Origin of the sequence: Agromyces sp. GXS1127 (assembly GCF_050565425.1) — a bacterium.
Classification (GTDB): Bacteria; Actinomycetota; Actinomycetes; order Actinomycetales; family Microbacteriaceae; genus Agromyces.
Genome location: NZ_JBOCIG010000006.1, coordinates 111,243 through 134,315, shown reverse-complemented (window position 1 = coordinate 134,315; position 23,073 = coordinate 111,243). Strand labels below are relative to the sequence as shown.

The window sequence follows — 23,073 nt, the reverse complement described above, 5'->3', positions numbered from 1 at the left end:
TCGGGTCCGCGCCCGCGTCCTCAGCGCGTGGGCGCGGCGGGCTCCGTCGCGGACGACGACGTCGTGACGTCGGTCTCGGCGTCCGTCTCGGCGTCGGCCTCGGCCTCGGCCTCGAAGCCGTCGTCGTCGAGGTCGTCCACGTCCTCCACGTGATCGAGGTCGTCGGCGTCGATCGGGTGGCCGGAGGCCGCCACGGGGCGCGGCGCGAAGGCGCGGATGCTGCCCGTGATCGCGATCGTCGCGAGCGAGATCACCACCGCGAGGATGCCCGCGGCGAGGACGGCGCCGGCGACCACGACGCGCGACTGGCCGCCGTACACGTCGGCGGCCGTGGCATCCGGGCTGTTCAGGGCGGCGACCAGGGCGTCGTTCTCCGCGATCGTCATGACGATCCCGAGCACGAGCACCGCGACGGACGCGACGAGCGCGACCGGCGGGATGACCAGGGCGGCGAGGGAGATGGAACGGCGGGGCGCAGGCATGGGAGGACCTCGGTTTCGACGGGAGACGCAGGGCGTCGCTACGGACCCGACCGACCCTACGGGCGATGCGTATGGGTTCGCTATGCATCGGCGGTGAATCGACGATGCCGCGGCGATGACGAGCGGATGGCGCGGGCGCACGCCGCGCCATCCGTCGCCCGAGCGCGATTCGGGATTCGATGTTCATGCAGGTAGCATTCCCGCGCACCCCCGCACCCCCGCACCCCGCCACCACGGCGCACCCGAACGAGAGTCCCGCCCATGCGCAAGCGCACCGTCGCGCTCATCACCGTCTCCGCCGTCGTCGTCGCCGCGCTCGGCGCGGCCTACTGGGCCGGTCGCGACCTGTTCCACGAGCCGAGCGCCCGCGGCGTCGACTCCGTCGTCGCCGAGCTGGACGGCGAGCGCGTGCTCGGCGTCTTCGCCCACCCGGACGACGAGCAGACCGTGAACGGGCTGTTCTGGCGTGCGGCGCAGGACGGCGCCGAGACGGCGATGATCACGGCCACGCGCGGCGAGGCCGGGCACCAGGTGCCGGTCGTCGCCCGGCAGGAGGACCTCGGCACGGTCCGGGCCGCCGAGGCGCTGAAGAACAGCTTCAACCTCGGCGTCGACGAGCACGAGGTGTGGGAGTACCCGGACGGCGGGCTCCCGGACGAGGACGAGGACGAGCTCGTCGAACGCGTCGCCGACGCGATGCGCGAGTTCCGGCCCGACGTCGTCGTCGCGTTCTGGCCGGAGAGCGGCGCCACCGGCCACGCCGACCACATGGAGATGGGCCGCGTGACCGAGCTCGCGATCGCCGAGCTCGAGGCATCCGACGGTTCGTACTCCGGGCCCGACCACCTCGTCTACACGATCAGCCCGACGAAGGCGCTCACGGCCTTCGGCGGCGAGACCGGGGCGTTCGTCGTCGCGAACCAGCCCGAGCCCGACTACGCGATGCCGGCGGAGGTCGGCAAGAAGTACGAGGGCTGGCAGATCCACGCGTCGCAGCGCGACTTCATGCCGGCGTCCTACATCCTGCCGACGTGGCTCATCTATGCGCTCTGGGACCACGAGTTCTACCACGTGCGCGACCTCGGGGCCGATCCGCTCGCCTGAGCCGCGGCGGCCCCGATAGGGTGCATCCACACGACCCGGAAGGGGGCGGAGCGTGGTCGACCTCATCGCATCCGACGGCACCCGGCTGAACTACCTCGAGTACGGCGACCCGGGCGGCCGGCCCGTGGTGCTGGTGGCCGGGTTCAAGGCGCCCGCGACCAGCTGGCGGTACCAGGTCAAGCCGTTGGCCCGGGCCGGCTACCGCGTCATCGCCCTCGACCGGCGCGGCCACGGGAAGTCCGATCCGGGCGAGGGCGAGCCGACGATGGAACGGCACGGCCGCGACATCCTCGACCTGCTCGACGGGCTCGACCTGACCGACGCGACGCTCGTCGGCCAGTCCATGGGCGGGAACGCGCTCTGGGCGCTCGTCGCCGAACGGGGCACCGAGCGGATCCGCGACCTCGTGATCGTCGACCAGACCCCGTGCATGCTGAACTCCGACGACTGGCCGAACGGGTTCTACGACTACGTCGACGGCAACCGCGACAGCTTCTTCGCGGCGGGGATCCCCGACCCGGGCCGCTTCCCCGCGAAGTCGAAGGGGCTCGTCCGCATCGGACGCCTGCTCACCTCGCTCGACCTGCCGCGAGGCGGCGCGCCCGCCTTCACCGAGGCCGAGCTGGCGCTCCTGAACGACCATGCGAAGCGCGACTGGCGGCCGGTCGTCGCCGCCTGCGACGTGCCCGTCCTGTTCGTCGCGGGCGCCGAGAGCGAGCTGTGGCCGGCCGACCACGCGGCGGCCGCCGCGGCCCTGAACCCGCTCGCCGACTCGGTCGTGATCCCGCGCGACGGGCACGCCGCGAACATCGAGCAGCCGCTCCTGTTCAACCGGATCCTGCTCGAGCGGCTGCAGCGCACGCCCTGAGGGGGCGCCGCGGCTCAGACCGGGAACGCCTTGCCCGGGTTCAGCACGCCGTGCGGGTCGATCGCCTGCTTGACCGCCCGGTGCAGCTCGACCACGCGCGGGCTCAACTCGTGCGCCGCACCCGGCAGCTTCAGCAGGCCGACGCCGTGCTCGCCCGTGACCGTGCCGCCGAGCGCCCGGCAGTCGTCGACGATCCGGTCGAACGCGAGCTTCGCCCGCGCCTTCGCGGCGTCGTCGCCCTCGGGCGCGATGATCAGCGGGTGCAGGTTGCCGTCGCCGGCGTGGGCGATGTTCGCGATCACGACGTCGTGGTCGCGTGCGCTCGCCTGGATGCGAGCGAGCATCTCCGGAACACGCCGTCGGGGCACGCAGATGTCCTCGGTGAGCACCGGACCCAGGCGCTCGAGTGCGGGATACGCGAGGCGTCGCGCGAGGAAGAGCCGATCCGCCGCCTCGGTCGAGGCGCCGCGCTCGACCGTCAGGCCGCCGGCCCGCGACATCCGCTCGGCCACCGCCGCCGCGAGCGCCTCGCCGGCCGCACCGACCTCGTCGACGCGGGCGAGCAGCATCGCCTCCACGCCGTGCGGCAGGCCGAGCGACTGCCAGGCATCGACCGCCTCGATGCAGGTGCGATCGATGAGCTCCAGGGCGGACGGCACGATGCCCGCGGCTCCGATCGCGGCCACCGCGTCGCCCGCCGCCTCGAGCGAGCCGAACGACCCGACGATGGCACGGTCCTCGCGGCCGTCGAGCGGCAGCAGCCGCAGCGTGAGCTCGACGATGACGCCGAGCGTGCCCTCGGAACCGACCATCAGCGCCGTGAGGTCGTAGCCGGTGACGCCCTTCGCGGTGCGGCGCCCGAGGCGCACGACCTCGCCGTCGGCGAGCACGACGGTCATGCCGAGCACGTAGTCGCGTGTGACGCCGTACTTCACGCAGCAGATGCCGCCGGCGTTGGTGGCGGCGTTGCCGCCGATCGTCGAGATGCGATGGCTGGCCGGGTCGGGCGGATACCAGAGGCCGTGCGCGGCGACCGCCTGCCGGAGATCGTCGTTGAGCACCCCGGCCTCGGCGACCACGAGGCGCTCCTCCGGGTCGATCTCGATGATCCGCGTCATCCGCTCGAGCGAGAGGACGATCGAGCCCGCCACGGCGTTCGCGCCGCCCGAGAGTCCCGTCCCGGCGCCGCGGGGCACGACTGCCAGACCGGATGCCGCGGCCGCGCGCACCGTCGCGACGACGTCGTCGATCGACTCGGCGAGCACCACCGCGACCGGGTCGGCGAAGTCGGCCCATTCGGCGTCGTCGTGCGCATAGCCGGCGACCTCCGTCGGTTCGGTCAGCAGCCGCTCCGGCGCGATCTCGCGCCGGAGATCGGCGAGGGTGTCGGTCGGCGCAGGGGAATGGCGGGGCATCGGATGGGGCTCCTCGGCTGGGGTCGGTTCGGTCGGGTCGGTTCGGGTGGGTCGGTTCGGTCGGGTCGGTTCGGTTCGCGGCGGTTCAGGGCGTCATGATGCGGTCGGCGGCAGCGAGGCATCCGTGGCCGGCCCCTCGTCGGGACCGCCGGCGGCACGGCTCGCCCCGGTCCCCTCCGAATCCGACGTCACGGCGGTCGCGGCGTCGGCCGGATCCCGCTCGGCCCGGCTGAGCAGGACGAACGGTGCGGCGAGCAGCTGGACCGCCCCGCTGCAGAGGAGCGAGAAGCCGTACCCGCCGAGGTCGGCGGCGCGTCCGAGCGCCGGCTGGATGACGGCGCCTCCGGCGCTGCCCAGCAGCGAGTCGAACGAGAGCACGGTCGCGCGCTGCCGCGAGGGGATCATGTCGTTCAGGTACGCCCGGTGGACGGGATCGTCGATCGACGACGACACGCCCCACAGGGCGATCAGCAGGACCGCGAGCCAGAAGTCCGCGACGAGTCCGAGCAGGAGGAGCACGATCGTGCTGAGGATCGTGGCGAGGAGGATCACGGAGGTGCGCTTGTGGAAGCGCCGCCGGACGACCGGGGCGAGGAAACCGCCGACGATGCCGGCGCCCGAGAGGAGGGCGGCGGCGAGTCCGGCGATCGAGTAGGCGCCCTCGTCGCCCCAGAGCTCGAGCAAGTAGGGCTGCAGCGCGTAGAACGCGTAGAAGCCCACGCCCGTGGTGAACGGCGTCGTGAACATCAGCCAGCGCACCGGGCGGCGTCCGAGCCCGTACTTCACCGACGCGCGCAGCACTTCGCCGGTCGCCTTCACCGGACCGGCCCCGCGCTCGGGGGTGAAGCCGAGGTCGTGCATGAGCACGGCGGCGACGACGAACATCACGACGAGAATTGCGGCGCGCACCAGGAACGGGACGCCGAGGTTCGACAGCTGGGCGATGACACCGCCGAGCACCGAACCGCCGAGCATGGCGACGTTGCCGACGACGACCGCGCGGCCGAAGACCGACTCGAGGCTGCCCGTGTACCCCGTCGCCTGGAGCGCGTCGACCAGCCACGCGTCGACGGCCCCCGAGAAGAACGTGAACCCGAGCCCCAGCAGCACCGACACGACCGCCCACGCCCAGAACGGCGACTGCCAGACCCAGAGCATCCAGTACATCGCCGTCGTGGCGGCGAGCGTGATCGTGCCGAGCAGGTACGACGCGCGGCGACCGACCGTGTCGGCGACGACGCCGGTGGGGATCTCGAAGACGAACATGCCGACGCTGAAGAACGCGTTCGCGGCGAACGCCTCCAGGTTCGTGAGGCCGGCATCGAGCAGGAACAGCGTGTTGATGCCCCAGATGAACGACGCGGCGAGGGTGTTGCCGAGCGTCAGCGTGTAGTACGTGCCCTGCACGCGACGCGCGGCGCGCCCCCCGTCGTCGCCCTGTTCGGCGGCGGCGTCGGCGTCGCGCCTCCGACTCCCCACCCGCCCAATCATGCCCGCCTCGGCGGCGCCGACGCCAGCCTTGGCGGGCCGCCGTGCTGCACACCCCCCGTTCGCGGCGCTTTTACCGTAGAACGTTAAAAGCCGCGCAGCAAGAGAATTCTTTTGCTTGACTGCGCCGAAACAAATGCCGTAATGTCCGGAAAAGTTCGTGGACGCCAACTCACGAGCAACGGTGCGAAGAGTGGCTGATGGTGACCCTTCGCGCCGGGCGCGGGTCCTGGTCCCGCGTCGCGGGCGTTGAGCCCGACCCCATAACGGTTCAGTGCAAGGGAGCATCATGGATGAACTGACGGAACAGGCCGAGCACGACGCCCGGCTCCTCGGGACCCGACTGGGTCTCACCCGCCGGCAGCTGCTCGCGGCGACGACGGGCATGGCGGCCGCGGCAGCGGTCGGCCTCGCGGGCGGCCACACGCACGCGCACGCTGCGCCCGGCAACGGCAACGGGGTGCTCGTCCCGCCCGGCAAGCGGGGCATCATCCTCTACACGGTCCGCGACGCGATCAGCCGCAACCCCCTGACGAACCCGGGGCTGCCCTCGGGCTTCAAGCAGGTCCTGGAGGAGCTCGCACGTCAGGGGTACAAGCAGATCGAGTTCGCCGGCTACAGCCAGAACGCCAACTCCGAGGGCGGCAACCTCAACAACGTCGCCGGCGCGCAGCTGCTGCGCACGTGGCTCGACGACAACGGGCTCGAGGCCGAGGGCAACCACGGGTCGATCCCGAACGTCGTCAACGAGACCACGCTCGCACAGTTCGACGCGGCGTGCGAGATCGCGAACATCCTCGGCTTCGGCCACATCGGCACGGGCAACGACCCGACCCGCGACCCCTACCTCTCCTCATGGCAGACCGCTGCAGAGGTGTGGAACGTGTTCGGCGAGCGCGCGGCGTCGCACGGCCTGAAGCTGTACACGCACAACCACGACCAGGCGTACAGCTTCCTGCTCGACAGCGGACCGTTGGACGCGGCCGGCAACCCGACCGCATCGAGCGGCATCCGCCGCCTCGAGTGGTTCCTGCAGAACACCGACCCGAACTACGTCTACCTCGAGATGGACGTGTACTGGGCGCACGTGGCCCAGCACCGGTACCAGAGCTACACGGCCGCCGACGGTTCGACCGTGGCGGACTGGTTCGACCCGGCCGGCCTCGTGGCCGAGCAGACCACCCGGTTCCCGCTCTTCCACGCGAAGGACGGCGCGAAGAACGACAGCGCCGCCGGCTACTCGATCGTGCCGTTCGGCGCGGGAGACATCGACTACACGACGTTCTTCCAGCGGATCGGCGCGAAGGGCTACCACAACGCGATGTACGAGCAGGACAACGCGAGCTCGATCAACCACCTCAACCAGAACGCACCTTCCGCCTCGCTGTCGCTCGAGAACTCGGCATACAGCTACGGCAACCTGGCCGCGCTCCGCGGCTGACGCACGGCCCGTCGGGCGCGCTCCGCGTCCGACGCACGACCCCGGGCCGCGCGGGTGACCCGACTCCCCGCGCGGCTCGGACATCACATGGATCCCGCCGAACCTCCTTCCACTCGTTGACTGGAGCACATCCATGCACATCGCACGTTCGCGCCTCGCGACCCTGGTGATCGGAGTCGCGGTCGCGGCATCCGTGATCGTCGCGGGGCCCGCCATCGCCCACGACGGCGAAGACCACGGTGACGCGGTCTCGGCCACGACCTGGGCCAACTACGAGCGCGTCCGGCTCGCCGGCACCCAAGGCGTCGGCGAGCCGATCGACCTCGCGGTCCTCCCCGACTCCCGCGTCCTGCACACGACGCGGAACGGTCAGGTCCGCCTCACGGACCCGGCGCAGGGCACGACGACGACGGTCAACACGATCGACGTCTACTCGAACTCCGAGGACGGCCTGCAGACCGTCACCCTCGACCCGGACTTCGAGGAGAACGGCTGGGTCTACCTCTACTACGCCCCGCGCGAGATGGAGGCACCGTACCCGGCGACGACGCCGGTCGGATCGGCGCCGAACACGCTCCCGAGCGGGCAGGACGCCTCGTACTGGGACCAGTGGAAGGGCTACAACCAGCTCAGCCGCTTCACGTGGGACGCCGAGGCGTCTGCGCTCGACATGTCGACGCAGCAGGACATCATCAAGGTCGAGGTCCAGCGCGGGCAGTGCTGCCACGTCGGCGGCGACGTCGCCTTCGACGACGAGGGCAACCTGCTCCTCTCGACGGGTGACAACACGCCGGCCAGCACGCCGGGCGCGAGCGGCTACGCGCCGAACAACGACCGCCCCGGCTACAACCCCGGCTTCGACGCGCGACGCGGTGCGGGCAACACGAACGACCTCCGCGGCAAGATCATCCGGATCGACGTGCAGGACGACGGCAGCTACACGATCCCCGAGGGCAACCTGTTCGCGCCGGGCACGGCCGAGACGCGACCGGAGATCTTCGTGATGGGCGTGCGGAACCCGTTCCGCATGGACTTCAACACGGTCACCGGCGCCGTCACGTGGGGCGACTACGGCCCCGACGCGGGCACGGCGAGCGACCTGCGCGGCCCGATGGGCTACGTGGAGTGGCAGTCGACGACCACGGCGATCAATGGCGGATGGCCGTACTGCCACGGTCCGAACGCGAACTACAACGACTGGGACTTCGAGACGGCGACCCAGGGCGAGTGGTTCGACTGCGAGGGCACGCTCATCAACACGAGCGCCTACAACACCGGCCTCGACCAGCTCCCGACGGCGACCGAGCCGCAGCTCTGGTACGGCGACCGTCCCGAGCACCAGCCGTGGCCCGAGTTCGGCTCGGGTGGCCAGGCCCCCATGGGCGGCCCGACCTACGTCTACGACGAGGAGAACCCCTCGGAGACGAAGTTCCCGGAGTACTGGAACCACAAGACGTTCATGGGCGAGTTCTCGCGCGACCGCGTGTTCGTCTTCTCGCAGGACGAGGGTGACGGGCCCGTCACGAGGATCGAGGACTTCCTGCCGAACGCGTCGCTGAACGCGGCCGGAATGCCGCCGTGGGACAACGTGATGGACATGGAGTTCGGTCCCGACGGTTCGCTCTACGTGCTCGACTACGGCGACGGGTTCTTCCGGCCGAACCCCGACGCGGGGCTCTACCGGGTCGACTACGTCGAGGGCACCAAGGGCCCGCGCGTCATCCTCGACGCCTCGCCCACGTCGGGTGAGGGACCGCTCGAGGTCGACTTCGACGCGTCCGACTCGACGCACCCCGACGGGCTCGCGCTGAGCTACGCGTGGGACTTCGAGGGCACGGGCACGTTCGAGGCAGGCGAGGCGACCGCGTCGCACACCTTCGCCGAGGACGGCCAGTACCAGGCTCGCGTCCGGGTCACCGACACGGGCGGGCGCGTGAGCCTCGCCTCGGTCACGATCACGGTCGGCAACACCGCGCCCGTCGTCGAGATCATCTCCCCGGCGAACGGCTCGTTCGCCGACTGGGGCGACGAGATCGAGTTCGTGGTCGAGGTCACCGACCCCGACGAGACGATCGACTGCGACCGCGTGCTGTGGAGCTACGGCCTCGGCCACGACAACACGCACACGCACCCGCTGTTCACGGGCAACGGCTGCACCGCCACGATCGAGATGGCGCTCGAGGCCGGCCACGGCGACACCGAGAACATCTACGCCCAGATCGGCGCGTCGTACACCGATGCCGGCACCGACACCGCTCCCGCGCTGACGGGTGACGACGTGGCGCTGCTCAACCCGCGCGCGCTGCAGGCCGAGCACAACGACGCCCGCAGCGGCGAGGTGACGGTCGTCGACGACGAGTCGGCCGAGGGCTTCCGCCACCTGGCGGGCCTGGACGCCGGCGAGTGGATCGCCTACCAGCCGGTCGAGTTCGGCGGCATCACGGGGGCCGCCGTCCGCGCCTCGGGTGAGGGCGAGGTGTCGCTGCACTGGGGTGACGCCGACGCCGACGCCTTCGCGACCTTCGCGGTCGACTCCGAGGGCTGGGCGGATGTCTCGGTGCCGCTCGTGACCGTGCCGGAGGGCACCGGTCGCGTGCTCGTGACCTCGACGGGCGGGGTCGTCCTCGACCAGTTCGTGTTCACGACGTCGGTCGACGACATCCGGGCGCTCCTCGCGGCCCTGAAGGCCGACGGCAGCATCACCCGCGGTGTCGAGGCCTCGTTCGGCGACGTGCTCGCCGAGGTCGACGCGGCCCTCGAGGCGGAGGACACCGCGACGGCGATCGCCCGGCTCGAGTTCATCGCGAGCCAGGTGCCGAACCGCATCCGCACCGACGCGGACGCCGCGGCGCTCGTGGTCCGCGCGGTCGAGGCGCTGATCGCCGAGCTCGAGTAGCACCCCGCGGCGGCGGGGCCCTCCCCGCCGCCGCGCATCAGGCCGGTGCGGTCGGGAAACGACCTTGGCGGGATCCTCCGGCCGCACCAAGAACGGATCGGGCCGCGCTCCCTCGGGGACGCGGCCCGTTCCCATGCCCGCGCGGCGGGCGGAACGAACGGCTGGCCGGTCGGCACCGGCCCGCGACGGGCGTCCGGCGCTAGCCTTCGCTCATGATCCGCTTCCTGATCAATATCGCGATCTCGCTCATCACGGCGGCCATCGGGCTGCTCGTCACGTCCTGGATCCTCCCGGACTTCCATGTCGACCCGGCCGGGTTCATCGTGGCGGTGCTCGTGTTCACGATCGCCCAGGCGGTCCTCGCGCCGTTCATCTTCAACGTGGCCCGGCAGTACGCCTCGGCGATCCTCGGCGGCATCGGGCTCGTCTCGACGTTCGTCGCGCTGCTGATCGCGTCGCTGTTCCCGAACGGCATCCGCGTCGACGGCATCGTGACCTGGATCCTCGCGACGCTCATCATGTGGATCATCACGGCGCTCGGCACCTGGCTGCTCGGCCTCTGGTGGCTGAAGGGCCGCGTCGACGACCGTCGCGCCACCAGCTGACGTCGCGGCGCCGAGGTCCGACGCCGACGCCCGGATACCCCCCGGGTACCAGAGGGCCTCGCCGGGCGCAACGCCCTTGCCGCCTCCGCGCCTCCACGATCGCATGGAAGGACCCGATCGAGGAGGCGAAGCACCATGACGACGAACGAGCACGCGTCAGGGCGGTCCCGGCACGACGGCCCCGACGCCCACGACCCGAAGTCCGGGCACGACCCGGAATCCGAGCACGAGCAGCAGCACGAGCACGAGCAGCAGTCGCGTCCGACGCTGAATATGTACCTGCGGTTCGGGGCGATGATCCTCACGTCGATGGTGGTCATGTACTTCGTGATGTTCGCCGGCTCGTGGGAGTGGAGCCACATCCGCTTCAGCCAGAGCCGCGTCTTCATGGCGATCACCATGGGCGGCACCATGGGACTCGTCATGCTCGCCTGGATGCTCGGCATGTACAAGAGCACGAAGGGCAACATCGCCGTGATCGCGGCGAGCGTGCTGCTCATCGGCGGCGGCATCGCCCTCGACCGCACCCAGGCCACCGTGAACGACACGTCCTTCATGCGCGCGATGATCCCGCACCACTCGCTGGCGATCACGCGATCCGAGCGCTTCCAGAACGAGGACGTCCGGGTGTGCGAACTCGCGGTCGAGATCAGCGAGGCCCAGCGGCGCGAGATCGACGAGATGGACTGGCTGATCCGCGACATCGAGGAGAACGGCCCCGCCACGACGACCGAGGAGGCCGAGGCGCGCCCCGTGCCCGAGTTCCCCGCGGAGGCCGAGCGCGAGTGCCCGGCGCCCTGAGCGGCGCGGGGGAATGCGCCGCGACGCGCAGCGAACCGATGCGGCGCAGCCCGGCCGCGGCGACTCAGGCCGGCTCGGGACGGAAGGCCCGGACCGGACCCGAGACCGACACCCGGACCTCGGTGCCGCGGGGCACCACCCCGGACGCCGTGACCCGCGCCCGCAGCCGCAGGCCGTCGGCGAGCGCGAGGGCGAGCATCGCGTCGTGACCCGTGTACTCGACGTCGGCGACGATCGCGTCGAGCGGGGCGGCCGGGCCGGGTCCGGTGCCGCCGACGGCGGCCGACCCCGATCCGCTCCGACCGACGGATTCCGCGTCCGCACGCTCCACGTGCAGCTCCTCCGGGCGCACGAGCACCGTCACGGGCTCGCCGTCCTCGGGCGCGAGCCCCGAGGCATCCGCCACCGGCACCGCGCGAAGCCGCCCGATCGCGGTCGCGACCTCGTCGCCGTGCAGCACCCCGGGAAGGAACACGGCGTCGCCGACGAACCCCGCCACCCAGGGCGTGACCGGCTCCCGGTAGACCTCCTCCGGCGTGCCGAGCTGCAGCACCTCGCCGCCGCGCATGACCGCGACGCGGTCGGCGACGGAGAGCGCCTCGGCCTGGTCATGCGTGACCAGGATGCCGGTGACGCCCTCGGTGCGCAGCAGCTCGCGCACCGCGGCGCGGAGATCGGCGCGCAGCATCGGATCGAGCGCACCGAACGGCTCGTCGAGGAGCACGAGCTCGGGGCCGGCCGCGAGGGCCCGCGCGAGCGCGACGCGCTGCGCCTGCCCGCCCGAGAGCTGGCCCGGGGCGCGCGTCGCGAGCGGCGCGAGGTCGACGAGGTCGAGCAGGCGCCGGACCTCGTCGGACCTCGCCGCCCTGCGGGCCGCGCGCGCGGAGCCGCGGCCGGCGAGCATGCCGAACGCCACGTTCTCGGCGACCGTGAGGTGCGGGAAGAGCGCGGCATCCTGGGGCACCCATCCGATGCGCCGTTTCTCGGGCGCGAGGTGGATGCCGTGCGTCGTCACCATCCGCTGCCCGATGCGGATCTCCCCCGACTGCGCGCGGAGCAGACCGGCGATGGTGCGCAGCAGGGTGGTCTTGCCACATCCGCTCGGCCCGACGATGGCGAGCAGTTCGCCGTGCGGCACCTCGACGTCGACCGCGTGCAGGACCGGGCCGCCCTCGTAGCCGACCGTCAGGTCGCGCACCTCCAACCGGCTCATCCGATGACCTCCCGGGTCGTCTCGCGCTCGGCCGCCGCGCGCGGCGCGATCGCCTCCCGGGTCGCCTCGCGTCCGGCGCGCGCGTCGGAGAGCAGGAACGCGGGCACCGCCGCGACGAGCAGCAGGGCGACCGCGTACGGCGCGGCGGCGCCGTAGGCGGAGATGTCGGTGCGCTGCCAGAGTTCGACGGCGAGCGTGTCGGTGCCCGTCGGGCGCAGCATGAGGGTCGCCGGCAACTCCTTCATGGCCGAGACCGCGGCGAGCAGTGCGGCCGCGAAGATGCCCGGGCGCGCGAGGCGCGCGGTCACCGACCACCACGTGCGGGCGCGCGAGTTGCCGAGCGTGCGCGAGACGTCCTCGAGCGAGGTCGGCACCTGGCCGGTCGCCGAACGGATCGAGCCGATGGCCTTCGGCATGAAGAGGATGCCGTAGCCGAACGCGAGCACGAGCGCGGTCTGGTAGAGCGCCGGGACGACGCTCAGCGAGAAGAACACGAGCGATAGGCCGACGACGATGCCGGGCAGGCCGAGCGCGAGGTAGCCCGCGGACTCGATGCCCCGCACCATCCGGCCGCGGTGCCGCGCCGCGAGCACGCCGATCGGCAGCGCGAGCGCGACCGCGACGACCGCGCCCCCCGCCGAGAGCAGCACCGTGTTGCCGACCGCGCGCGCGAGGTTCGCGCCGTCGAAGGCCTGCAGCGTCTCGGCGGTGAGCACGCGGCCGAGGAGCACCGCGACCGGGACGACGACCGCCACCACGGGCACGAGCGCGAGCAGCAGCAGGCCGGGAACGGTCCACGGCCCGAGCCGGGTCATCCGTCGTCGCCCGGCCGTCGGCGCCGCCTGGATGCGTCGTGCCGCGCGCCCGCGCGCGACCTGCTCGCCGATCACGACGAGCAGCGCGAGCGCGACGAGGAGCACCGCGAGCACCGCGGCCTCGTCGCGGCTGAAGCTCGCCGAGTACGCCTGCTGGATCGCGGTCGTGAGCACCGGGAAGCGGAACAGCGCGACCCCGCCGAAGTCGCTCAGCGTGTAGAGGCAGACGAGCAGTGCGCCCGCGAGCACCGCCGGCCGGATCTGCGGCCACGTGCCGAGCATGAACGAGCCGAACGGCCCGCGCCCCAGCGTGCGGGCGACGTCGTCCAGGCCGGTGCTGCCGATCCGGAGCGCCGCGGCGACGGGCAACGTCACGTACGGCACCGAGACGAAGCTGAGCACGAGCCAGGCGGCCCAGAAGCCCTTCATCGACGGCTGCCAGGCGAGCCATCCGTAGGCCGCGAGGTACGAGGGCATCGCGAGCGGGAGCGCCGCGAGCACCGCCCACGCGCCGCGCCAGCGCAGCCGGGCGCGGGCGAGCAGGAACGCGCTCGGCACGCCGAGCGCCACCGCGGTGAGGGTGACGGATGCCGCGAGCAGCACCGAGTTGCCGACGAGCAGCGGGATCCGGGGCCGGTCGAAGACCGCGGCGAGCGCGTCGGGGTCGGCCGAGAGCACCCGGACGACGAGGTGGATGACCGGGATCGCGGCGAGCGCGACCGCGACGAGGGACGCCGCGACGAGCCCCCACGGACGGCGGGGGCTCGGCGTCGCGACTCGGTCGGTCATCTCGGTTCCAGCGTAGGCGTGCGGCGCAGCGCTGCGGTGGGGTCGTCGGCCCCGCGGCATCCGCTCGCCCCTCGGGGTCAGATCAGGCCGTTGTCGGCCAGCAGCTGCTGCGACTCGCCGACCGAGTCGAGGTCGCTGAGGTCGAGTCCGGGGTTCACGAGCGTGTCGATCGCGGGCAGGCCCTCGGGCGCGTCGATGCCGGGCAGCAGCGGGTACTCGAAGGTCTCCTCCACGAAGTACTGCTGCGCCTGCTCGGAGACGAGGAACTCGACGAACGTGCGTGCGGCCTCGTCGTCCTCCGCGCCGTCCATGATGGCGGCGCCCGTCACGTTCACGATGCCGCCCGGGTCGCCCGGGAGGAACTTCAGCCGGGCGCGCATGTTCTCCGCGCCCACCTCGGCGGCCTGGCGGAACCAGTAGTAGTGGTTGATGAGGCCGAGCTGCGCCTGCCCGGTGTTGACGAGGTCGAGCGAGGCGAGGTTGTTCTCGGTGAGCTCGGGGTCGTTCGCGGCCATGCCCTCGACCCACGCAGCTGCGGCGTCCTCGCCCTCGAGCACTCGCAGCGCCGTGATGAACGACTGGAAGCTGGCGTTGCCGGGCGCGAAGGCGACCTGGCCCGACCACTCCTCGCCGGTGAGGTCGTCGACCGTGTCGGGCACCTCGTCCTCGCTGAGCTGCTCGCCGTCGTAGGCGATGACGCGGGCACGGCCGGTCACGCCGATCCACGAGTCATCCGTCGAGGTGAAGCCGTCGGGGATCAGGTCGGCGAGGTCGGACGGGATCTCGGTCACGAGGTCGGCGTCGGCGAGCGCGCCGAGCGCGCCGGCGTCCTGCGACAGGAACACCTCGGCGGGAGTGCGGTCGCCCTCCTCGAGGAGCAGGGCAGTGAGCTCGGGCGTCGCAGCGTAGCGCGCCTCGACGGTGATGCCCGTCTCCTCCTCGAACTGCTCGATGAGCGGACCGACGAGGCTCTCGTCGCGGCCCACGTAGACGGTGAGCGTCTCCGCGTCGTCTTCCGGCGCGGTGCAGCCGGTCAGGGCGAGGGTCGCGGCGGCGAGGCCGGCTCCGGCGAGGACGATTCCGCGTCGTGCGCGCATGGGCGAACTGCTCCAACGGTCGATGGAAAGGTGAGGGCCCGTCGAAAGCGGGTGAACTTAGCCTAGCCTCACCTGACTTCGACCTCGACCCCGGGCGTCACCGTCGGGCCCGACCGCTCCGAGTGATCCGCGCATGAGAATCCTGCACGCGCAGCCCTGCGAGCGGGCATCGACCGGATCCTCATGCACGAGCGAATCGCTTGACGGCCGGCGGGACGTCGCCTACGGTTAAGCACGTCATTAATTAAGGAGTTGCTTTCATGGCGGAAGCCGCGGACGAGCTCAGCCTCGTCTTCCGCGCCCTCGCCGATCCCACCAGGCGCGCGATGCTCTCGCGCCTGCACCGCGGACCGGCGACCGTCGGAGAACTCGCGGAGCCGTTCGCGATGAGCCGCCCCGCGATCTCGCAGCACCTCGCGGTGCTCGAGCGCGCCGGGCTCATCGAGCGCACCGTCACCGCGCAGTGGCGCACCTGCACGCTGCGGACGGAACCGCTCGACGAGGCATCCGACTGGGTCGAACGCCATCGCGGCGAGTGGAACGAGCGGTTCGACCTGCTCGACGAGCAGCTCCGAAGGATGAGAGGGGGAACCCCATGACCGCGCAGTCCGACGCGCAGTTCACCATCACCCGCATCTTCGATGCACCCCGCGAACTGGTGTGGCAGGCCTGGACCGAGTCCGCCGACGCAGCGGAATGGTGGCACCCGCGCGGCATCGTCATCAAGGACGGCAGCGTCTCCGTCGACGCCCGGCCCGGCGGGCGGTACGCCTACACCATGGTGAATCCCGCCGACGGGAGCGAGTACCCGACCGCCGGCGTCTACCGCGAGGTCGACCCGCCCAGGCGACTCGTCTTCACCTGGGCGTCGCCCGGCGATCCCGACGAGACCGCGCCCGTCATCACGGTCGACTTGCGCGAGCTCGACGACGACCGGACGGAGATGCTGTTCCACGTGCGCGGCTTCCCCGGCGCACCCGGCGACGAGGACGTGTACGACGGCTGGGACTCGGCGTTCGACCTGCTCGACGAGCAGCTCTCGGCGAGGATCCGCTGATGGAACGGCTCATCGTCGAGCAGATCGTGTCGGCCGACGGCTACGCGGCCGACGCCGAGGGCGGGATCGGGTTCTTCGAGGCCGTCCCGGGCCTCGAGGCGACCGACCAGGATCAGCTCGACTTCCTCGAGGGCGTCGACGCGATCCTGCTGGGTGCGAACACGTACCGGATGTTCGCGGACTACTGGCCCGCGGCCGACCCCGCCGTCGAGGCGGTCGCCGAGCCCATCGCGCGGCTGCCGAAGCACGTCGTGTCGAACTCGCTCGAGCGGGCGCCGTGGGGCGACGGCGAGATCGAGGTGCTGCGGGGGGATGGCGCGACCTCCGTCGCCCGCCTGAAGGAGCGATTCGACGCGATCGTGCTCTGGGGGAGCCTCGAGCTCACTGAGGCGCTGTTCGCAGCCGGGCTCGTCGACGAACTCCGACTGCGGATCGTGCCCGTGCTGATCGGGTCGGGGCGCCCGTTCACGCCGTCCGCCCTCGGGCAGCAGGCGCTGGCGCTCGAGCACCTGCACACGCACCCCACGGGACATGTGAGCCTGCACTACCGGTTGCGGTGACCGCTACGGCCGGTCGGGCGCCGCCGGGTCGAACTCGACGCTGCGCCCGACCTCGTCAGCCGGCCCCACCGCCGGTGCCGATTCCGGGGCCGGCACCGATTCCTCGGCGCCTCGGTACGTCTCCGAGAGCAGGCGGTACGACTTCGTCGTGAACGCGACCAGCGCGAGCACGACCGTCGCGAGCCCGGCGAACAGGAACACGAGCGCGATCCCGCGGGCGTCGCCGTCGCCGAGCAGCCAGCCCCACGTGGCCTGGCCCGTCGGCGCCTCCATGTACGGGATGATCCAGAACTCCGCGATCGGGGCGATGAGGAAGGCGGTGATCGGCGCCGCGGCAGCCTCGACCGCCGCGGCGAATCCGAAGACCCGGCCCTGCCGGCGGAACGGCACGACCTTCTGGATCACGGTCTGCTCGGCCGCCTCCACGACCGGGATGAGGCACATGTACAGCCAGATGCCCGCCGCGTAGAGCCACCACTGCTCGCGGATCGTGAACGCGGCGCCGAGCACGCCCATCGCGACCACCACGAGGAGCATCGTTCGGATCGGGTTGCGGCCGAGCCCGAACTTCGCGATCACGGCGCCGCCGATGATGAAGCCCGTCGCCGTGACGCCGAGCACGACGCCCCAGACCTCGACCGGGAAGATCGTGAGGCCGTACGGGTCCATGAGCGCCATGTAGACGCCGCCGATGAGGTTGTTGAAGGTGGCGAAGATGATGAGCGCGAACAGCCCGGGCACCACCCGGATGGCGCTGATGCTGCCCCGAACGTCGATCATCGGCTCGCGTTCGCCCTCGCGGGCGGGCCGCTCCTCCGGCACGCGCAGGAAGAACAGGTGCACGAGCGCGACGAGCGTCAGCACGATCGCGATCACGAGGGTCCACCCCATGCCGAGGAACCCGATCGCGAGGCCGCTGAAGACACTCGTCACGATGAAGGCGACGCCCTGCACGGTGCCGACGAGGCCGTTCGCGTTCGCGTGCCGTTCCACGGGCACCAGGAGCGTGACCGTCGTCGAGAGCGCGATGTTGCGCATGTGCTCGACGACGGAGCCGAACAGGATGATTCCGGCGAACAGCCAGAACCACGGCCCGCCGAGATCGACGAGCGCCGACTCGGGCTGGAGCAGGTAGATCGCGCCGGCCACCACGAACGAGCCGAGCGTGACGAGGCTCGAGAACCGCATGACCTGCAGCTTGCGATGCCGGTCGACGATGGTGCCGAACAGCATCGCGAAGAACGCGATGAGCAGCATGTAGGCGCCGCCGACGATGCCGGTCGCGAGCACCGACCGGGTCTCGAGGTAGACCCAGAACGTCAGGGCGAACCAGAGGAAGCTCGTCGTGACGTTCGCGAGCGCGGTGTTGACGAGCACCTGGAGGAACGTGCGCATGCCGTTCGGCGGCGGCTCGACGTCGGGCGCGAGCCCCGCGGCATCCGCCCTGCTCGGCACCGTCGCCTCGTTCCGGGCTGACGCTCCATCCGCCCCGACGTGATCGGACATGAGGGTGAGCGTAGGCCGGTCCACCGACATCCGGAACCCTCGGGCTGCGAGCGATCGGAGGCGCGTCCGCCGCATCCGCGCGTCTGGGAGAATCGTCCGGTGACCCCTCCGTTCCAGCCCCTGCACGACACCGCCTTCCGCGGCTTCGCCTCCGACAACTACTCGGGCGTGCACCCCGAGGTGCTCGCCGCGATCGCGGGTGCGAACGGCGGGCACCAGGTCGCCTACGGCGACGACGACTACACCGGGCACCTGCACGAGGTGTTCGCGCGGCACTTCGGCGACCCGGTCGAGGTGTACCCCGTCTTCAACGGCACGGGCGCGAACGTCACGGCGCTGCAGTCGATGCTCCCCCGCTGGGGTGCGGTGGTGTCGGCGTCGACCGCGCACATCAACGTCGACGAGGGCGGCGCCCCGGAGCGCGTCGGCGGCATCAAGCTGCTGACCGTGCCGACGGATGACGGCAAGCTCACGCCGGAGCTCGTCGACCGCGAGGCCTGGGGCTGGGGCGACGAGCACCGCGCGCAGCCGCTCGTCGTGTCGATCACGCAGACCACCGAGCTCGGCACCGCGTACTCCGTCGAGGAGATCCGGGCGCTGGCCGACCACGCGCACGAGCGCGGGATGACGCTGCACATGGACGGTGCGCGGATCTCGAACGCCGCGGCATCCCTCGGCCTGCCCCTGCGCGCGTTCACGCGCGACGCCGGGGTCGACGTGCTGAGCTTCGGCGGCACCAAGAACGGCGCGCTGCTCGGCGAGGCCATCGTGGTGCTGAACCCCGCGGCATCCGAGGGCCTGAAGTACCTGCGCAAGCTCAACATGCAGCTCTCGTCGAAGATGCGCTTCGTGTCGGCGCAGCTCATCGCGCTGCTCGACGGCGACCTCTACCTGCGGAACGCGTCGCACTCGAACGCCATGGCCCGACGCCTGCGCGACGCGCTCGACGCCGGCATCGCCGCGGGCGAGCTGCCGGGGCTCTCGTTCACGCAGGCGACCCAGTCGAACGGCGTCTTCGCGGTGCTGCCCGCGGGCGTCGCCGACCGCCTGCGCGAGCGCGGCTTCAAGTTCTACGACTGGGATGCCGCGAGGAACGAGGTGCGCTGGATGTGCTCGTTCGACACGACCGAGGGCGACATCGACGCGTTCGTCGCGGGGATCCGCGAGGAGCTGGCGCGCGCGGCGGCGTAGCGCCCGGATCCGCCTCACCCGCGAACGCCGCGGGGCTCCCGAGCGGGCCCCGCGGCGTTCGTCGCTCGGATCAGGCCGGGCCGGCGCCGATCAACGCGGAGAGTTCGGCGAGCACCGAACCGTCGACCGCGTTCGCGTCGCCGAGCACCACGACGCGGTTCGGCCCGAGACGTTCGATCTCGGACGCGATGTCGGAGGTCACGGACGACCGCTTGACGGTGAGCAACGGCGCCCCGGCGGCGGACAGTGCCGCTCCGGCGGCGAGGGCCGCCGTGTCCGATCCGTTGACCACGTAGACGGTGTCCACCACCGACGGCCAGCCCTCGGCTGCGACCGCGGCGACCGTTCCGAAGCGCCCCTCGCCGGCCAACCGCTCGACGGTCCCCGTGGTGAAGTGGGCGAGCGCCTCCAGGACCGAGTCGGCGACGACCTCGGTCGCGCCGATCACGACGAGACGCTGCGCGCCCAGGCGATCGAGCTCGGCGGCGGTCGCCGCCGGTACCGCGTCGGACCCGACGGCGAGCAGCGGTGCACCCTGCGCCGCCGCGAGCGCCGCCGCAGCGAACGACGTCGGCGCGTCCGCCGGGTCGACCAGGTACGCCACCTCGGCGCCCGGGTCGGTGCCGATGGCCGAGACCCCGGCGAGCAGACCGGCGTCGCCGTCCCCCGAGACCCGCTCCACCGCTCCGTCGGCGACACCGCCGAGATCCTCGATCACGGCGTCGGAGACGCGGTCGGCACCGCCGATCACCACGATCCGCTCGGGCGCGAGCCGCTCGAGCTCGACCGCGGTCTCCGACGGCACCGACTCGCGCTTCACTGCGAGCAGCGGCCCGCCGTGCCGACCGGCGAGCACCGCCGCCGCGACCGCGGCGGCGCGGTCGGTCCCGTTCACCACGTAGGCCACCTCGGTGCCCGGCGCCCACTCGGCCGCGGACGCCTCCGCGTACGTGCGGAAGCGGCCGTCGCCGGCGATCCGGACCACCGACGGAGCCGGCTTCGCGATCGACACCGGAACGCTCGTCCGTGTGGTCGGCACGTAGCCCGCCTTCGTGCCCGTGACCTCGACCGAGATGGCCGCACCGGCATCGGCGGCGGTCAGGACGAGGCTCGGCTGGACGGCTCCCGCGATGGGGGTGCCGTCGCGGAGCCACTGGAACGCGAGTTCGACCGGTGCCGGCTGCCAGTCACCGGCGACCGCCGTCACGGTCCCCCCGACGACGGGATCGCCGTCGATGAGCGGGGCGGGTGCGGAGTCGAGGTCGAGGAGCGCCTCGCACGAACCGGGATCCGTGTAGACGTGGGTCCACTGCGACTCGCCGGTGGTGCCCCATCCGTCTTCGAAGACGGCCGTCACGGTGTACGAGACGCGGTACTCGCCGGATGCCGGGACACCCCACGGCGCGCCGTCGTAGGACTCGCCGCCGTCGCCGGACACGCCGCCGTTCGCCGTCCACGACCACCAGCCGTGCGGGAAGTCCTCGAGCAGCAGGTGCGCCGGTGCATCGCAGGTCGCCGGCGTGAACACGGGCTCGGGAACGGTGACGGTCTCGAACGCGGCATCCGTCTCGACCGTGAAGTCGAGCGCGGCGAATCCGGGCTCGTACGCGCCGGGATCGTCGACGCCGGCCGGCCACTTCGAGACGACCGTGCCGTCCCGCCCGAGGACGACGCTCGCGTCGCCGGGCGCCGAGTAACGGACCTGGACGAGCTCGGCGATGCCGGGCGCCCATGTCGCGCCTTCGAGCGTCACCTCGGCGATCCCGGATGTCGCGGGGTCCCCGTTCCACATCAGCATCTGCTGACGCCCGAGGCCGTCGACGTAGAGGAATCCGATCCACTGGAGGGGCCGGTCGGACTCCCACGCGATGGCGGGCGCCTCCCCGTCGCGGACCACCTCGGCCGAGACGCGCGACACCGAGGTCAGCGTCGGAACGGCGGCGAGGTCGACGTCGGAATCGACGGCGAAGCCCAGCCCGTCGAGGTCGCCGACGGGCACGGTCGGATCCTGGAGACCCGACGGCTCCTTCGCGACGATGTCGCCGCTCGCGTCGACGGTGATCGATCCGCCGGCCCACTGGTAGCTGAGCTGTTCGAGCACGGCGGCGCCTCCGGCCCACTGCGTCGTGTCGATCGCCGCACGCGCGACGCCCTCGGTCGCCGGCCCCGTTCCCTCCTGCCACATCGACCAGTCCGCGAGGTGCGTCCGGCCGATGGCGTCGGTGAAGGTCAGCTGGACCGACCCGACGGGCCGGTCTGCGGACCAGGAGATCAGCAGCTCCTCGCCCTCGCCGAGCACCTCGGGCGAGGTCCGGACCAGCCCCGTCAGCGATGGCGGCACGGACAGGTCGACGTCGGACTCGACGGTGAACGGCGCGAAGGCGATCGCCTCGGGCGCGGGCGGGACCGCTCCGTCGGCCGTGCTCCAGAGCAGTTGACCGCTCGCATCGAGTGCGACCGAGAAGTGCTCGCCACCGACCCCGATCCAGGAGTACCCGATCTGTTCGAGCTCCACCGTGCCGGCCGGCCATTCCGTCGTGTCGACGTAGCTGCGGATCTGACCGGACGCGGCACCACCCCACGCGTCGCCGTAGAGGTAGTGGCTGCCGCCGAGCGCATCGCGCAGCACGACCGAGACGGAGTCGACGACGCCGTCGACCGCCCAGTCCACGACGATCTCATCGCCCTCGCGGACGAGGTCCGTGGATGCCCTGGCGAGCATGGTCAGCACCGGCACCGCGGACGGGTCGTGGTCCGAGATCACGATGAAGTCGAGTCCGGTGAGGGCACCGTCCTGCAGCACCGCGTCGGCGATGCCCTCGGGGGACTTGTAGACGACGGCGCCGGAGGCGTCGATCGTCATGTAGCCGCCGTCCCAGCCGTAGCTGAGCTCGGCGAACTGGATGGCACCGCCGGCCCAGGCTGGGGTGTCGACCTCGAGCCCGACCGTGCCCGCCGTCGCCGGGCCGGTTCCGTCGTACCACCAGCTCCATTCCGCGCGGTGGTCGCGACCGAAGGCGTCGCGGAACGAGAACGTCACCGAGTCCACCGGTCGGTCGAACTCCCACGCCACCTCGAGTCGCTCGCCGTCGACCAGGCTGTCCGCCGAGAGCCGCGTGGCACCGATCAGCGTCGGGGGGATCGAGAGGTCGACGTCGGAATGCACCTCGAACGGCGTGAACCGGATCGCGTCGGCTGCCGATCCGATGGGCGCGAGCCCGTCGCTCGACCACAGCACCTCACCGGCGGCATCGAGTTCGACGTAGTGGTAGGTGTCGCCGACCGTCCACGAGTAGCTCACCCCCGCGAGGGCGACGATGCCCCCCGCCCAGGACGCCGTGTCGATCATGCCGCGTGCATCGCCCGCGGCGCCGCCCTCCCAGCCGCCGTAGAGGTAGTGGGTGCGACCGAGCGCATCGCGCACGGCCACCGTGACGGACTCGACGGGGGCGTCGAACTCCCAGGCCACGACGACTTCGTCCCCCTCGGCGGCGAGGTCGGGCGAGGTCCGTTCGAGCGACACGAGGTTCGGCGCGATGTCGGCTGCCATCGCCGCGGTGGGCTGCAGGATCGAGAGCGCGGTGAGCACCGCGATGAACAGGGCGACGAGCGACCGCGGTCGCCGCCCCGGGAGGTTCGGGTCCAAGGGGGTTCCTGTCTGTAGGGGTGATCGCAGCATAGGGGGCGCGAAGCGAGGGGACACGTCGCTCCACATGCCCCCGTTCGAGGGCCATGGCCCGAACCC

Annotated in this window: 18 protein-coding genes; 10 read left to right on the top strand and 8 right to left on the bottom strand. The window is 71.8% G+C overall.

Going from position 1 to position 23,073, the window contains the following annotated elements; translation table 11 throughout:
• Window positions 1–20: 20 nt before the first annotated feature.
• The gene (locus ACQ393_RS12400) at window positions 21–482 is read right to left on the bottom strand and encodes a hypothetical protein (RefSeq protein ID WP_430647149.1); all 462 of its coding nucleotides are present in this window, start codon (window positions 480–482) and stop codon (window positions 21–23) included.
• Between the two features lie 261 nt (window positions 483–743).
• Here ACQ393_RS12400 and ACQ393_RS12395 point away from each other — a divergent pair, with 261 nt between their 5' ends.
• Window positions 744–1,586, top strand: coding sequence for a PIG-L deacetylase family protein (locus tag ACQ393_RS12395; protein ID WP_430647148.1), 843 nt, complete (start codon window positions 744–746; stop codon window positions 1,584–1,586).
• Window positions 1,587–1,638: 52 nt separating this feature from the next.
• Window positions 1,639–2,454, top strand: a complete 816-nt coding sequence (locus ACQ393_RS12390; RefSeq protein WP_430647147.1) for an alpha/beta fold hydrolase — start codon at window positions 1,639–1,641, stop codon at window positions 2,452–2,454.
• A gap of 14 nt (window positions 2,455–2,468) precedes the next feature.
• On the opposite strand, the gene ACQ393_RS12385 is transcribed toward ACQ393_RS12390, so the two are convergent.
• Window positions 2,469–3,869: an FAD-binding oxidoreductase gene (locus tag ACQ393_RS12385; RefSeq protein WP_430647146.1), complete on the bottom strand. Its 1,401-nt coding sequence runs from the start codon at window positions 3,867–3,869 to the stop codon at window positions 2,469–2,471.
• A 93-nt stretch (window positions 3,870–3,962) separates the two neighbouring features.
• Complete coding sequence (locus ACQ393_RS12380) at window positions 3,963–5,276, bottom strand: MFS transporter (protein ID WP_430647316.1); 1,314 nt, start codon at window positions 5,274–5,276, stop codon at window positions 3,963–3,965.
• 370 nt (window positions 5,277–5,646) lie between these two features.
• On the opposite strand from ACQ393_RS12380, the gene ACQ393_RS12375 reads away from it, so the two are divergent.
• The 4 genes from ACQ393_RS12375 to ACQ393_RS12360 all read left to right on the top strand — a co-directional run bounded on the left by ACQ393_RS12375 (window position 5,647) and on the right by ACQ393_RS12360 (window position 11,100).
• Window positions 5,647–6,798 carry a sugar phosphate isomerase/epimerase family protein gene (locus ACQ393_RS12375; RefSeq protein WP_430647145.1) on the top strand — a complete coding sequence of 384 codons (1,152 nt, stop codon included), beginning with the start codon at window positions 5,647–5,649 and terminating at the stop codon, window positions 6,796–6,798.
• A 133-nt stretch (window positions 6,799–6,931) separates the two neighbouring features.
• The gene (locus ACQ393_RS12370) at window positions 6,932–9,694 is read left to right on the top strand and encodes a PQQ-dependent sugar dehydrogenase (RefSeq protein WP_430647144.1); all 2,763 of its coding nucleotides are present in this window, start codon (window positions 6,932–6,934) and stop codon (window positions 9,692–9,694) included.
• A gap of 212 nt (window positions 9,695–9,906) precedes the next feature.
• The gene (locus ACQ393_RS12365) at window positions 9,907–10,299 is read left to right on the top strand and encodes a phage holin family protein (RefSeq protein WP_430647143.1); all 393 of its coding nucleotides are present in this window, start codon (window positions 9,907–9,909) and stop codon (window positions 10,297–10,299) included.
• 135 nt (window positions 10,300–10,434) lie between these two features.
• Window positions 10,435–11,100 carry a DUF305 domain-containing protein gene (locus ACQ393_RS12360; RefSeq protein ID WP_430647141.1) on the top strand — a complete coding sequence of 222 codons (666 nt, stop codon included), beginning with the start codon at window positions 10,435–10,437 and terminating at the stop codon, window positions 11,098–11,100.
• A gap of 64 nt (window positions 11,101–11,164) precedes the next feature.
• On the opposite strand, the gene ACQ393_RS12355 is transcribed toward ACQ393_RS12360, so the two are convergent.
• From ACQ393_RS12355 to ACQ393_RS12345, 3 genes are all read right to left on the bottom strand, one after another.
• Entirely contained in the window at window positions 11,165–12,313 is a 1,149-nt protein-coding gene (locus ACQ393_RS12355) for an ABC transporter ATP-binding protein (RefSeq protein WP_430647140.1), read from the bottom strand.
• Window positions 12,310–13,917 carry an ABC transporter permease gene (locus ACQ393_RS12350; RefSeq protein WP_430647139.1) on the bottom strand — a complete coding sequence of 536 codons (1,608 nt, stop codon included), beginning with the start codon at window positions 13,915–13,917 and terminating at the stop codon, window positions 12,310–12,312. Before ACQ393_RS12350 ends, ACQ393_RS12355 begins: the two co-directional genes overlap by 4 nt.
• A gap of 77 nt (window positions 13,918–13,994) precedes the next feature.
• Complete coding sequence (locus tag ACQ393_RS12345) at window positions 13,995–15,014, bottom strand: extracellular solute-binding protein (RefSeq protein ID WP_430647138.1); 1,020 nt, start codon at window positions 15,012–15,014, stop codon at window positions 13,995–13,997.
• A 260-nt stretch (window positions 15,015–15,274) separates the two neighbouring features.
• Between ACQ393_RS12345 and ACQ393_RS12340 the strand changes: the two genes are divergently transcribed.
• Genes ACQ393_RS12340 through ACQ393_RS12330 form a run of 3 tightly spaced genes read left to right on the top strand, consistent with a single transcriptional unit; the run spans window position 15,275 to window position 16,631 of the window.
• Complete coding sequence (locus ACQ393_RS12340) at window positions 15,275–15,613, top strand: ArsR/SmtB family transcription factor (RefSeq protein ID WP_430647137.1); 339 nt, start codon at window positions 15,275–15,277, stop codon at window positions 15,611–15,613.
• The gene (locus tag ACQ393_RS12335; protein ID WP_430647136.1) at window positions 15,610–16,071 is read left to right on the top strand and encodes an SRPBCC family protein; all 462 of its coding nucleotides are present in this window, start codon (window positions 15,610–15,612) and stop codon (window positions 16,069–16,071) included. The genes ACQ393_RS12340 and ACQ393_RS12335 overlap by 4 nt, the downstream gene beginning before the upstream one ends.
• The gene (locus tag ACQ393_RS12330; protein ID WP_430647135.1) at window positions 16,071–16,631 is read left to right on the top strand and encodes a dihydrofolate reductase family protein; all 561 of its coding nucleotides are present in this window, start codon (window positions 16,071–16,073) and stop codon (window positions 16,629–16,631) included. The genes ACQ393_RS12335 and ACQ393_RS12330 overlap by 1 nt, the downstream gene beginning before the upstream one ends.
• Window positions 16,632–16,634: 3 nt before the next feature.
• Here the strand turns inward: ACQ393_RS12330 and ACQ393_RS12325 are convergent, their stop codons facing one another.
• Window positions 16,635–18,026 carry an MFS transporter gene (locus ACQ393_RS12325; RefSeq protein ID WP_430647315.1) on the bottom strand — a complete coding sequence of 464 codons (1,392 nt, stop codon included), beginning with the start codon at window positions 18,024–18,026 and terminating at the stop codon, window positions 16,635–16,637.
• Window positions 18,027–18,236: 210 nt separating this feature from the next.
• On the opposite strand from ACQ393_RS12325, the gene ACQ393_RS12320 reads away from it, so the two are divergent.
• Complete coding sequence (locus tag ACQ393_RS12320) at window positions 18,237–19,328, top strand: threonine aldolase family protein (RefSeq protein WP_430647134.1); 1,092 nt, start codon at window positions 18,237–18,239, stop codon at window positions 19,326–19,328.
• Window positions 19,329–19,398: 70 nt separating this feature from the next.
• Here the strand turns inward: ACQ393_RS12320 and ACQ393_RS12315 are convergent, their stop codons facing one another.
• On the bottom strand, window positions 19,399–22,974 hold the full coding sequence (locus ACQ393_RS12315; RefSeq protein WP_430647133.1) for a cell wall-binding repeat-containing protein: 3,576 nt from the start codon (window positions 22,972–22,974) through the stop codon (window positions 19,399–19,401).
• Window positions 22,975–23,073: the final 99 nt, after the last annotated feature.

Excerpts from the sequence above, each read along its gene's own strand:
- ACQ393_RS12400 (WP_430647149.1), bottom strand. The coding sequence starts at position 482 with ATGCCTGCGCCCCGCCGTTCCATCTCCCTCGCCGCCCTGGTCATCCCG.
- ACQ393_RS12335 (WP_430647136.1), top strand. The coding sequence starts at position 15,610 with ATGACCGCGCAGTCCGACGCGCAGTTCACCATCACCCGCATCTTCGAT.
- ACQ393_RS12395 (WP_430647148.1), top strand. The coding sequence starts at position 744 with ATGCGCAAGCGCACCGTCGCGCTCATCACCGTCTCCGCCGTCGTCGTC.
- ACQ393_RS12355 (WP_430647140.1), bottom strand. The coding sequence starts at position 12,313 with ATGAGCCGGTTGGAGGTGCGCGACCTGACGGTCGGCTACGAGGGCGGC.
- ACQ393_RS12370 (WP_430647144.1), top strand. The coding sequence starts at position 6,932 with ATGCACATCGCACGTTCGCGCCTCGCGACCCTGGTGATCGGAGTCGCG.
- ACQ393_RS12340 (WP_430647137.1), top strand. The coding sequence starts at position 15,275 with ATGGCGGAAGCCGCGGACGAGCTCAGCCTCGTCTTCCGCGCCCTCGCC.
- ACQ393_RS12375 (WP_430647145.1), top strand. The coding sequence starts at position 5,647 with ATGGATGAACTGACGGAACAGGCCGAGCACGACGCCCGGCTCCTCGGG.
- ACQ393_RS12325 (WP_430647315.1), bottom strand. The coding sequence starts at position 18,026 with ATGCGCACGTTCCTCCAGGTGCTCGTCAACACCGCGCTCGCGAACGTC.
- ACQ393_RS12350 (WP_430647139.1), bottom strand. The coding sequence starts at position 13,917 with ATGACCGACCGAGTCGCGACGCCGAGCCCCCGCCGTCCGTGGGGGCTC.
- ACQ393_RS12345 (WP_430647138.1), bottom strand. The coding sequence starts at position 15,014 with ATGCGCGCACGACGCGGAATCGTCCTCGCCGGAGCCGGCCTCGCCGCC.
- ACQ393_RS12385 (WP_430647146.1), bottom strand. The coding sequence starts at position 3,869 with ATGCCCCGCCATTCCCCTGCGCCGACCGACACCCTCGCCGATCTCCGG.
- ACQ393_RS12360 (WP_430647141.1), top strand. The coding sequence starts at position 10,435 with ATGACGACGAACGAGCACGCGTCAGGGCGGTCCCGGCACGACGGCCCC.
- ACQ393_RS12365 (WP_430647143.1), top strand. The coding sequence starts at position 9,907 with ATGATCCGCTTCCTGATCAATATCGCGATCTCGCTCATCACGGCGGCC.
- ACQ393_RS12330 (WP_430647135.1), top strand. The coding sequence starts at position 16,071 with ATGGAACGGCTCATCGTCGAGCAGATCGTGTCGGCCGACGGCTACGCG.